This is a genomic window from Marinobacter zhejiangensis (genome assembly GCF_900114775.1).
GTDB classification, from domain to species: Bacteria; Pseudomonadota; Gammaproteobacteria; order Pseudomonadales; family Oleiphilaceae; genus Marinobacter; species Marinobacter zhejiangensis.
Window position 1 is genome coordinate 203250 of sequence record NZ_FOUE01000001.1, and the last position, 10936, is coordinate 214185.

The 10936-nt window shown below is 60.8% G+C and carries 11 protein-coding genes; 1 reads left to right on the plus strand and 10 read right to left on the minus strand.

All coding sequences use genetic code 11. The annotated features are described in order from the left end of the window. The first annotated feature begins 93 nt into the window (after positions 1-93). On the plus strand, positions 94-900 hold the full coding sequence (locus tag BMZ67_RS00875) for an inositol monophosphatase family protein (RefSeq protein WP_245749831.1): 807 nt from the start codon (positions 94-96) through the stop codon (positions 898-900). A gap of 35 nt (positions 901-935) precedes the next feature. Here the strand turns inward: BMZ67_RS00875 and BMZ67_RS00880 are convergent, their stop codons facing one another. The 10 genes from BMZ67_RS00880 to BMZ67_RS00925 all read right to left on the minus strand — a co-directional run bounded on the left by BMZ67_RS00880 (position 936) and on the right by BMZ67_RS00925 (position 10934). Further along, the gene (locus BMZ67_RS00880) at positions 936-2300 is read right to left on the minus strand and encodes a hypothetical protein (protein ID WP_092020038.1); all 1365 of its coding nucleotides are present in this window, start codon (positions 2298-2300) and stop codon (positions 936-938) included. Between the two features lie 99 nt (positions 2301-2399). Continuing rightward, entirely contained in the window at positions 2400-3002 is a 603-nt protein-coding gene (gene slmA / locus BMZ67_RS00885) for a nucleoid occlusion factor SlmA (RefSeq protein WP_092020039.1), read from the minus strand. A 58-nt stretch (positions 3003-3060) separates the two neighbouring features. Then, complete coding sequence (locus BMZ67_RS00890; RefSeq protein WP_092020040.1) at positions 3061-3870, minus strand: thiazole synthase; 810 nt, start codon at positions 3868-3870, stop codon at positions 3061-3063. A 79-nt stretch (positions 3871-3949) separates the two neighbouring features. Then, the gene (thiS, locus tag BMZ67_RS00895) at positions 3950-4150 is read right to left on the minus strand and encodes a sulfur carrier protein ThiS (protein ID WP_092020041.1); all 201 of its coding nucleotides are present in this window, start codon (positions 4148-4150) and stop codon (positions 3950-3952) included. A gap of 21 nt (positions 4151-4171) precedes the next feature. Beyond that, positions 4172-4582 carry a DUF423 domain-containing protein gene (locus BMZ67_RS00900; RefSeq protein ID WP_425434223.1) on the minus strand — a complete coding sequence of 137 codons (411 nt, stop codon included), beginning with the start codon at positions 4580-4582 and terminating at the stop codon, positions 4172-4174. Then, on the minus strand, positions 4572-5372 hold the full coding sequence (locus tag BMZ67_RS00905; RefSeq protein ID WP_092020042.1) for a symmetrical bis(5'-nucleosyl)-tetraphosphatase: 801 nt from the start codon (positions 5370-5372) through the stop codon (positions 4572-4574). The genes BMZ67_RS00900 and BMZ67_RS00905 overlap by 11 nt, the downstream gene beginning before the upstream one ends. A gap of 4 nt (positions 5373-5376) precedes the next feature. Beyond that, on the minus strand, positions 5377-6225 hold the full coding sequence (gene rsmA, locus BMZ67_RS00910; protein WP_092020043.1) for a 16S rRNA (adenine(1518)-N(6)/adenine(1519)-N(6))-dimethyltransferase RsmA: 849 nt from the start codon (positions 6223-6225) through the stop codon (positions 5377-5379). After that, on the minus strand, positions 6222-7232 hold the full coding sequence (pdxA, locus tag BMZ67_RS00915) for a 4-hydroxythreonine-4-phosphate dehydrogenase PdxA (RefSeq protein WP_092020044.1): 1011 nt from the start codon (positions 7230-7232) through the stop codon (positions 6222-6224). The genes rsmA and pdxA overlap by 4 nt, the downstream gene beginning before the upstream one ends. Then, a complete protein-coding gene (locus tag BMZ67_RS00920) occupies positions 7232-8551 on the minus strand; it encodes a peptidylprolyl isomerase (protein ID WP_092020045.1) in 1320 nt (439 codons plus the stop codon). Before BMZ67_RS00920 ends, pdxA begins: the two co-directional genes overlap by 1 nt. 40 nt (positions 8552-8591) lie before the next feature. Next, entirely contained in the window at positions 8592-10934 is a 2343-nt protein-coding gene (locus BMZ67_RS00925) for an LPS-assembly protein LptD (protein WP_245749881.1), read from the minus strand. Positions 10935-10936 lie beyond the last annotated feature (2 nt).

The following is a 10936-nucleotide window of genomic DNA, read 5'->3' on the forward strand; positions in this document are numbered from 1 at the left end:
CCCACGCCAGGGGCTTGCAGTCACTCACCGGACGGTGGTTCCATAGGGCACGCCACAGATGAAACCCACACCCAAGCCCCAGAGGGAGCCACCGTGTCGCTGACTGACATTACCGACTTTGCCGAACAACTGGCCCGCGATGCCGGTGACCTGATCCGCCGCGAGCGGGAGCACAACACGCTCCGCACCGACTACAAGCAGCAAACCGAGCTGGTGACCCATGCAGACCTGATGGCGGACGAATTCATTACCAACGCCATCCGCCAGCGCTTCCCCGACCACCGTATCCTGTCGGAAGAGTCGATGCCTGACCTTACCCAGGCGGAATCCCTGGACACCCCTCTATGGATCGTGGACCCCATTGATGGCACCGTGAACTACGCTTATGGCCACCCCCAGGTCGCCGTCTCCATCGCCTATGCCGAGCGGGGCCGGGTCAGGGCGGGCATCGTCCATGCCCCGTTTGCCAACGAGACCTTCCGCGCCATAGATGGCCAGGGCGCGACCCTCAACGGTGCCGCCATTAGCCACAGCCAATGCAGCGTACCCCGGGAAGCCTTGTTCGCTACCGGCTTTCCCTATACCAAAGACGCTCTGGAGCCACTGGTCCGTCGCCTCAACACGATGATCCACCATTGCCGTGACTTGCGAAGGATTGGCTCAGCGGCACTGGACATTTGCTGGGTGGCCTGCGGCCGACTGGATGTTTACTACGAAACCGTGAGCCCGTGGGACTTTGCCGCCGCGCGGCTGATTGCCATTGAAGCAGGAGCAAGCGCCGGCCATTTCAGCACGGTTCCCGACGGCTATCCGGAAGATTTGTGGGGGCAGGATATCCTGGTCAGCACACCGGCCCTGTTTGAGCCGGTTCAGACGCTGTTGCGACAGGCCAGCGAATAGCCCCCAGGAACGGTTCCTGGGGGTTATCAAAAAACCTACTGCAACGGCGTAACCTTGCGCTCACCGTGCAGGAAGCCAAAGCGGTAGTCGTCTCCAGCCTCACTATAGGGAATCACCAGGGTAACGGTGTTCTTATTGATGGTGCCGCGAATATCGGCACCTTTATCCATACCAAACACCCGGTTGCCAACAACCTGGCATCCCCAGATGCCCGCGCCACTGCGGATACTGCAGCTGTCCTCCGACACCAGCAGATCGCCGGAAAGCTCCTCGGTCTGCCAGCCAACGCCCACCTTGAAAACTGACAACACCCCTTCAAGGTGGTAGCTGCCAGGCGCCACCGGCGTAGCCGCGCAGTGAGTGTCGGCCACAGCGGTCAGGTAGCCATGGGGAATATCGTAGGCGGTGGTGCCTTCGTCCAGATCAGCCAGTGTCGTATAGCTGTGATCAGCGCTGGACTTACCGTCGTAGACATAGAGAGTGGCGCTGTTGGGTGCGACGGTACCGACCAGACGAATATCAGCATTCGCCAGGTTCCGGGGCTCGCCATCTACCACTTCGCAGGCGTCCCGATCCAGGCGGAAATCAGCCCCCACGTAGAGATCGCAGTCTCGCAGTTCGTTACGCACGGTATCCGGTGCCGGCCGAGACTCGCCAACGACCATGGAGCCGGAAACCGCGTCCACCGCCAGGGTCTCGCTGTCGTCGTCCAGGTCTCGGGTAACGGTCACACCGTAGCCATTCACCACATAATCACGGTCACCACCACAAGCCAGGGAGCTCGCCAGGTGTTGCCGTGCAGGCTCTGCATCGATCACGGCACCGACCGCATTGTCCTGACCACCGTTCTGGACCAGGGCAATGGCCGCACTGGCAAAAGAGGCAAAATCACTATCGAAGACCAAACCGGCAGCCGCGCCATTCTTGGCCTGATTGGTGACCACAATGCCATTGCCGGCATTGCCGTCCTTATCCAGGCTCTGCAGCAGGCGCGCCATGTTCACCACCCCTTGCTGGGCCTGAAGCTGCTCCGGCGACAGGTTCGCCAGTTCGCCCACCAGTTCCGCAAGGTCGATTTCAGTGCCCAGCAGCTCCAGTGGGGTCACCACCGTTTGCGCCTTCGCCGAACCCAGGATCAGGTCACCAAGGGACAGCGTGATGGTCTCGCCAAGCTCATACTGGAAGCTGCCGTCACTGCCAGTGACCCCCTGATGGGTTGCGGTCCGGTAGTCCACGTTCTGCACAGGGCTATCAATAAAAAAGCCGGTCTGGGTACCTGCCACAGCCACATCCGGTGCAGCTGGTGGTTGGTATACGGCAGGTCCGTCACTGCTGTCGTCAAGGCAGCCGGTAAGGGATACCACCGCACACGCCAAGCCTAGCCACTTCAATGTGCCCATGACTGATCTCCATATTTATGTGTTTTTTTGTGACGCCAAATAAAACACACTTTGGAGACCAGTACTGGGATGCCTGCCGCATTTAGTGACGAGAAACCGTCAGTTTGGAGAGTTGGCCCAGAGCCCCTCAGCCACCAGGCCCCAGGCTTCTTCAAAGTCGCTGGTGGGGGCGCGCTCAAAGGACGAACGTACAAAACGCTGCAAGCGTCCTTCCACATACACCATCAGCCAGTCGGCAGCCCGCGAGTGGGAGGTGCGTGGTCTCAGGCCCTGGCGGAATTCCCCTTCCTTGATGACCTGACGGACCTGGGTTTCCAGTCGTTCGAAGAACTGGGAAGCACGGCGGCGCAGGGCTTCGTCCTCACCCATCAGGGCGTCACCGGTCAGTACCCGGCACAGCCCCGGGTTGCGTTCGGCAAAGGCCAGCACCAGGTGGGCCAGCAAACGCAGGCGGGTTCGGGCATCATCCTGTTCCTGCAGAAGCGCCTGGCAGCGGGAAAACACCGCGTCCTCAGCGAACTCGATCAAGGCCTCAAACATCTTCCGCTTACTGGGGAAGTGGCGGTAGAGGGCGGCCTCGGTGACACCGACGTTACGGGCAAGGCTAGCGGTGGTAATACGGGCACCGGGATCGGTTTCCAGCAGGCCTGCCAAGGCCTGCAGGATCACTTCCCGGCGACTGGGTTGTTGTTTTTCGGTCATGGCGATACTACGTGTCCATCGTTATGGAAATCATCGCCCGGCCAAATTCACCGGGAGGTCAGAAAAAGGTGCCGTCCAGCGGAGACGATGCGCTGGCGTAGAGCTTCTTGGGCATGCGGCCGGCCAGCCAGGCCTCACGGCCGGATTCGATGGCCAGTTTCATCGCCCGGGCCATGCGGATCGGGTCCTGGGCCTGGGCAATCGCGGTGTTCATCAGCACGCCATCACAGCCCAGTTCCATAGCAATCGTCGCATCGGAGGCCGTGCCCACACCGGCATCCACCAGCACCGGCACCTGGGCGTTCTCAACGATCAGACGGATGTTGTAACGGTTCTGGATACCGAGACCCGAGCCGATCGGAGCCCCCAACGGCATAATGGCGATGCAGCCCATCTCTTCCAGGCGCTTGGCCAGCAAGGGATCGTCGGAACAATACACCATGATTTTGAAGCCGTCCTTGATCAACTCCTCAGCGGCCACCAGGGTTTCGGTCATGTTCGGGTACAGGGTCTTTTCCTCCCCCAGCACCTCCAGCTTGACCAGGTCGTGTCCGTCCAGCAACTCCCGCGCCAGTTTGCAGGTACGAACCGCATCCTTGGCGTTATAGCAGCCGGCGGTGTTCGGCAGGATGGTGTAACGCTCCGGCGAAATCACATCCAGCAGGTTCGGCTCGTCCGGGTTTTGCCCCAGGTTGGTCCGTCGCACCGCTACAGTCACGATTTCCGCGCCACTGGCCTCAATGGCCCGCCCGGTCTCCTCCATATCCCGATACTTACCTGTGCCAACCAGCAACCGGGAGTTGTAGGTACGGCCGGCGATTTCCAGCGGTTTGTTTTCAGGCAGGGAGCGCGAAGCGTCTTGGGTCATTGGGCACCTTGTGGGTTGTCGAACTCAGATTATCAAGCTCAGGTTACTGAGCTCAGGGTCTTCAAAACGTCGGATGGTCTCAGCCACCACCGATGGCGTGTACCACTTCAACGCGGTCACCAGGGCTAAGCTGAAAGTCATTGTGCTGGCTACGAGGGACGATGTCCTCGTTGACCTCCACCGCCAGCCGCTTGCCGGTCAGCGACATCGCCTCCAGCAACACCGCGATGGTTGCCGGCTCGGCGATCTCAAAGGCCTCGCCATTCAGCTGAATGTTCATCGTGATTTCAGTTTCCTTCGGTTATTGGCGACGGAGACCGGCGATCACCACCAGCACCCAGCCCACCATAAAACAGAGGCCACCCATCGGGGTGACCGGGCCCAGCCAATGAGCCCCGCTCAACACCAGCAGATACAGGCTGCCGCTGAACATGACCGTGCCGGCAACAAAAAAACCGGCGGCGGCCCTGAGCAGACGCGGAGCGAGCCCAAAGCCCGCCAGCAGCGACACCAGGATCAGGGCCAGGCCATGGTAGACCTGGTAGGTCACCGCTGTATTGAACACCTCCAGGCCGCGGGCGTCGACCACATGCCGCAGACCATGGGCACCAAAGGCGCCAGCCATCACCGCCAGCAACGCAAAGATAGCGCCGGCAACCAGCGGGAAGCGCGGCAAGCCTGCCGCAACGGATATCGGGTGCTCAGCAGTCACAGTGTATACGTTCTCCGCCGTCAAGATTCATGATGGTCAATGCTCCACCCCAGACACATCCGGTGTCCAGCCCGATAAAGCGCTCCCTGCCGGTCTTGCCTTCCAGCGCAGCCCAGTGCCCAAAGAGTACCGTGATGTCTTCGTCCCTTGGGAAATGGAACCACGGCGCAAACCCTCCCGGCGCTGCCCCAGCGGACTCTTTAGTGTCCAGCTCAAGAGTCCCGTCTTGGGCGATAAAACGCATGCGGGTGAAGTAGTTGGTGATTGATCGCCAGCGCAACATTCCGGTCAGGCCATCATCCCAACGTTCCGGTTCATTGCCATACATGTACGTGAAATACTCTTCGGCGTCCGGTCCCTGGATCACAGCTTCCAGCTCCCGGGCCAAGGCGTTGGCCTGATTGACCGTCCAGATATGGGGCAAGCCGGCATGAGCCATGAACAGTCGCCGCTTGGCATCGTGGAGGCACAGGTTCTGCTGCCGCAGCCATCCTATCAGGCGGTCATGATCAGGGGCATCGAGGATTTCCGCCAGGGTGTCTTTCTTTCGAGGCTTGTGCCCGCCCAGCGCCACCGCCAGCAGATGCAGATCATGGTTACCCAGTACCACCCGGGTGGCCCCACCCAGGCTTTCCAGGTAACGCAGCGTCTTGAGCGAGTCTGGGCCGCGGTTGATCAGGTCACCCGCCACCCAGAGACAGTCCCGCGATGGAGAGAATCCAACCTTGTCGAGAACCGCCAACAAGCGATCGTAACAGCCCTGGATATCTCCAATCGCAAAGTCGGTCATGATACTACTCGCTGGCCTCGGCCGGATTACCGCTGGCAGCCTCGCCGCCGGACAAGCCTCCCGCCTCAACCACCGCATCGGCAATGGCCACGTACTGGGCCAGCGTGAGGTTTTCCGGGCGCAAGCCGTCGTCGATTCCCAGTGCTTGCAACTGTGCCACAGTCACCACCCCGGCCAGGGCCTTTCGCAGGGTTTTACGACGAGCATTGAAGGCACTGCGAACCACCGCCTGCAACACCCCGAGGTCGCGAGCCGGGCAAGGCAGCGTCTCATGCGGGATCAGGCGAACAATGGCCGAATCCACCTTGGGAGCTGGACGGAACGCACCGGGGCCAACTTCGAACAGCGGCTGCACCTTGCAGAAGTACTGGGCCATGATGCCCAGCCGGCCATAGTGGTTATCACCTGAAACTGCCCCCAGCCGCTGCACCACTTCTTTCTGCAGCATGAAGTGCATGTCTTTGACGACACCGGACTGGCTCAGCAGGTGGAAGATCAGCGGGGTGGAAATGTTGTACGGCAGGTTGCCAACAATTCGCAACGGCTTTTCAGTTGCCAACTGGCTGAAATCGAACTTCAGCGCATCGGCTTCGTGAATGCGGAAATTCGGGTAGTTGAAAAACTTGGTACGCAGCACCGGAATCAGATCCCGATCCAGCTCCACCACCTGCAGGTTGGGGTTAACCGCCAGGATCTCTTCGGTAAGGGCGCCCAGGCCCGGACCGATCTCCACCATGGCATCGTCCGGCTGGGGGTTGATCGAACGAACAATCCGCTCGATCACACCGGGGTCGTGCAGGAAGTTCTGACCAAAACGCTTACGGGCCTTGTGTCCCGCGGGCTTACGGCTCATGCAGTATCTCCAGACCGGTGGGCACGAAGGCTACGCGCCATGTGCGCACCCACCCGGATAGCAGTATGTAGGCTGCCGGCATCAGCACGACCAGTACCGGCCAGATCCAGGGCGGTGCCATGATCAACGGACGTCCGCACAATAGGCAGCCCCAAGGTAATGTTTACAGCGCGCCCAAAGCCCTGGAATTTCAGCACCGGCAGTCCCTGATCATGATACATCGCCAGGGCCGCATCAGCCTGGTCCAGCCAATGGGGCGTGAACAGCGTGTCCGCAGGCAAAGGTCCCACCAGGTCCAGGCCCTCTTCGCGCAGCGATGCCAGGGTCGGTTCGATCACGTCGAGTTCTTCCCGCCCCAGGTGGCCACCCTCACCGGCGTGGGGATTCAGCCCTGCAACCAGGATCCGCGGCTGGGCAATCGCGAAAAACTTCTTCAGATCGGCGGCCAGGATACGGGTCACCTGAGTCAGGCGCTCGGGCGTAATGGCGGCGGACACGTCTTTGAGAGGCAAGTGGGTGGTGACCAGGGCAACCCGCAACTCTTCCGTGGCCAGCATCATCACCACGCGCTCAACACCACAGAGTTCCTGCAGGAATTCGGTATGGCCACTGAAGGCAATACCCGCTTCGTTGATCACCCCTTTGTGTACCGGCGCCGTGACCATGCCATCGAAGGTGCCGTCCAGGCAGCCCTTGGCCGCCACCGTCAGGGTGTCCAGCACATAGCGGCTGTTCCCGGCGTCCAGTTGTCCGGGAAGGTCACTGGCCAGCCCCGCTACCGGGTACACCGACAGCTGGCCAGCGGCAGTGACGGCTTCCTGGCCGGGCTCCCAGGGCACCAGCTCCACGGTCAAGCCCAGATGCTTAGCGCGGGCCGCCAGCAGCTCCATACTCGCCACCACCACAATGCCCTCCTGGCGCGGCTCGGTCGCCAGCTGCAAACACAGCTCAGGCCCGATTCCGGCAGGCTCACCCGCCGTCAGCGCCAGCGTCACGGAATCAACCATCAACTGTCGGCACCCTCTTCATTGCCAACCTTCAGCTCAACAAAGGCCTCATCACGAATTTCCCGCAGCCAGGCCTGCAGCTCAACATCGAACTTGCGCATGTAGATGGCCTGGCGAGCCTGGTTGGCCTGGACTTCGTCACTGATGTCTTTCTGTCGCCGTTCCTGTACCTGCAGGATATGCCAGCCGAACTGGGAGCGGAACGGTCCTTTGAGTTCGCCGATACGGGCCTCCAGCATAGCCTGCTCGAACTCGGGTACCATCTGACCGCGACTGACCCAGCCGAGATCTCCGCCCGCTGAGCCAGAAACCGGGTCATCCGAGAGGTCCTTGGCCAGCGCGGCAAAGTCCGCGCCGTCCTGCAACTGCTGGTAGATGTCCCGGGAATGGGCCTGGGCGTCTTCATTGGACACCGTTTCGGTCGGCCGGATCAGGATATGACGGACCTTGTGCTGTTCGACGAGCTGCTCGCCGCCGCCACGCTTGGCGAGCACCGTAATAATATGGAAGCCACTGCCGCTGCGGAGTACGTCGGACGGTTCCTGCAGGGCCATGCCCGGAACGATATCAGCCACCAGCGACGGCAACTGGTTTTCCGGACGCCAGCCCATGACGCCACCCTCCAGGGCGTTACTGGCGTCAGACTCAGCTACGGCGACGGCACGAAAGTCCTTGCCGCCTTTGATCTCCGCCAGCAAACGCTGCGCCTTGGCTTCCGCCTGGGCAACCTCATCGGCATCGTTAAAATTATCCACCGCGACCAAGATGTGGGCGAGCTGATATTCGGCGCCGGAGGCACCCTGGCTGGCCGCCGCAGCAAGGTAGGTTTCCACTTCGCGGTCGGTGACACGAATACGGTTGCCCACACTGCGCTGCTGGATTCTTCCGAGCAGCATTTCCTGACGGATCTGCTCCCGGGCGGCCGCATACGTTAGCCCTTCCGCCGTCAGCTGCTGCTCGAACTGAGCCATAGTGAGGTTGTTATTGGTCGCGATGGAGCGGATGGTTTCGTTGAGCTCGTTATCGCTGATACGCATCCCCATGCGTTCCGCCAACTGGAACTGGATGGTATCGGTAATCATCTGGTCGAGCACCCGTTCCTCCAGTACATGCCGTGGCGGTAGCGCGGTGCCCTGGGCCGTCAGGCGGGAGGTGATGGTGCGAATCCGGGCATCCAGTTCGGTCTGCAGGATCACCCCGTCATCAACAATCGCGATGACTCGCTCCAGCGGTTGCCGCGCGGCCTGGGCTGACGCCACCAACAACATCGCCATCACCACCATTACTGCCTGCACGCACGTGCGCAAGTTGACCTTCATAGGTACCTCTGTCTGTTGTCCGGCAATAGTCATAAAACCATCACCGGTATTGGGTTCCATACCGACGCCGCTCTCTCTCGTCGAAACCATAGATGGCATCGGCGATGGCACTGGAGGAATCGCCGCTGCCACCCAGCCCCTTGAGCTGGATTTGGAACAGGACGCGACTTTCAAGTTCCTCATCGTCGGTCAGATAATTTTGGTGAACCAGCTGCAGGCTCCAGCAGCAGCTGTTGTATTCCAGGCCCGCCAGCGATCCCACGGTCCGGTCCAGCTGGGAGTCATATACCCAACGCCCGATCAGACTGACGTTGTCGGTCACCGGCACCACACCACCGATATCCGATTGCTCAATCTCATCCCGGCTATAGGTGTAGCCAAGGCTCGCCAGGTAGCGGTAATCCGCGGTATGGAACAGCAACTGGCTGCGACTTTCTTCGGTGACGTTGTCCCGCGGGTCCCACAACAACGAACTGCGCAGGTCCAGGGTATCCAGCGGCCGCAGCACAGCTTCACCGGCCAGGGACGACTCACTGCGTGTGCTGGCGCCCAGCCCGTCCAGGGTGACCTCACGGTCGTCAAAATAATAGATCTGCCCGAGGCTGAAACGGGCACGTTCAGCACCGCTGTTCAGGTCGTTGAAGCGACTGGTTAGCGCCAGTGTCATCTGGTTGGCATCCCCTACCCGGTCGCCACCACTGAAACGGTTGCGGCGGAACAGTTCATCAAAGCTGAAGGAGCGTAGCGCTGAGTCGAAATCGGGTAAGCCACCCTGATCATTGTCGGCGTCGGCCCAGGCGTAATAGAGCCGCGGCTCCAGGGTCTGGTTGAAGGGAATGTCAAACAACACCGTACGACGGTCGAAATACAACCCGGAATCCCACTCCACAACCGGCACGGCCCGATCCGGGCTGGCGCTGCCATTAACGTCATAGTCTTCCAGCTGGTAACGGGTGTAATCCAGCGTTACCGATGGCCGGGCGTAGCCCCACAGCCGCTGCATTGGCAGTGCCAGCTCAGGCAGCAGGCGCAGGCGTTGAGCGTTGGCCTTATCAACACCGGTCAGCAGTTCGTTGTCCCGGTAGAAATAGCTGTATTCGGCCTCCAGCGAGGTTTCCAGCCAACCCAGCCCGGTGCGGCCGCCGTAGAGGATCTCCGGTAACTGGGCATAGGGTTTATTGGCCTCGAGAATCCGGTCGGCAATGGTCTGATAACCGCTGACATAGGCATCGAAATACTGATTTGAATCCGCATAGCTAACGCCGCCCCGCCGCAACAGGTGGGTAGCGTTACTGATATCCAGTGAGCGGTTGAGGTCGCTCAGGTAGTCGTTATCCGACACCACCGAGTAGTCACCATAGCCCCGCCAGCCCGTACCAAAACTAGCCCGGGTCTCGAAGTCCAACGCCCAGCGTTCACCGTCTTCACCCGGATTCTCATCGGTGAATTCGCCGTCATTGCCGATATAACCCAACTGCAGGACCGACTCACCGAAGCGACTCAGGTAACGCCCTTCAACCTCGGTAAACAGTCCCCGCCCATGGATGTACTGGGGGGTGACCGTGGCGTCGTAATGCGGCGCCAGGTTCAGGTAGTAGGGAACCGAGACGTACAGGCCGCTGCCGGCATTGGAGGTGCCAAAGGCCGGGTAAAGGAAGCCGGTCTTGCGCCGATCATCAATGGGGAAGCTGGCGTAGGGCCAGTAGAACACCGGGGTGTCCAGAACCTCCAGCCGCACGTGCTTGGCGGTGCCAAAGCCTTCGGCCTGGTCCAGCTCGATTTCCGACGCCACAATGGCCCAATCGTTCCGGTTAGGCGCGCAGGTGGTCAGGTAACCCTGGTCAATCCGGACCTGGTGTTCGGCAATTCGCGACAGCGAGCGTGCCGAGCCACGCATTTCCGAATCATGAAGCAGGAAGGTGGCGGTATTGAGCTGGAACTGGCCACTGGCGCTATCGTATTCCGCCTCATTGCCGGTCAGCAGGAAGCCCTCACCGCGACTGACCAAGGCACCACTCAGCGCGACCATTCCAGTCTGCTGGTCGTAGTGAGCCTGATCACCGGTCATGGCAAACGCCCCCTGTTGCAGCCGAACATCCCCTTGCAGGAACAGGGCGCGATCAATTTCATAACGCGCCGACAGCCCGCTGGCGTAGATGGGCAGGTTGCTGACATCCCCGCCAGCGCCGGCACTGACCAATGGCAGCCCGTTGCCCCCGGCGGTAGAGGGCAGGTAGCCCCCCTCACAGAACAACGGCAACCCGGCAACCACCTCGGGAGGCAATTCAGCTCGTGGCCGCCAATCGATTTCCGCCGCAGTGGGTGATGAGTCGGCCAACGCCGGGCTGACGGTAGACAGGATCAACAAGGCAGGCCCCAACACAG

What these genes read in the sequence shown, in the direction of transcription:
- BMZ67_RS00880 (WP_092020038.1), bottom strand. Translation starts at nt 2,300, where the DNA reads ATGGGCACATTGAAGTGGCTAGGCTTGGCGTGTGCGGTGGTATCCCTT.
- slmA (WP_092020039.1), bottom strand. Translation starts at nt 3,002, where the DNA reads ATGACCGAAAAACAACAACCCAGTCGCCGGGAAGTGATCCTGCAGGCC.
- BMZ67_RS00890 (WP_092020040.1), bottom strand. Translation starts at nt 3,870, where the DNA reads ATGACCCAAGACGCTTCGCGCTCCCTGCCTGAAAACAAACCGCTGGAA.
- thiS (WP_092020041.1), bottom strand. Translation starts at nt 4,150, where the DNA reads ATGAACATTCAGCTGAATGGCGAGGCCTTTGAGATCGCCGAGCCGGCA.
- BMZ67_RS00905 (WP_092020042.1), bottom strand. Translation starts at nt 5,372, where the DNA reads ATGACCGACTTTGCGATTGGAGATATCCAGGGCTGTTACGATCGCTTG.
- rsmA (WP_092020043.1), bottom strand. Translation starts at nt 6,225, where the DNA reads ATGAGCCGTAAGCCCGCGGGACACAAGGCCCGTAAGCGTTTTGGTCAG.
- pdxA (WP_092020044.1), bottom strand. Translation starts at nt 7,232, where the DNA reads ATGGTTGATTCCGTGACGCTGGCGCTGACGGCGGGTGAGCCTGCCGGA.
- BMZ67_RS00920 (WP_092020045.1), bottom strand. Translation starts at nt 8,551, where the DNA reads ATGAAGGTCAACTTGCGCACGTGCGTGCAGGCAGTAATGGTGGTGATG.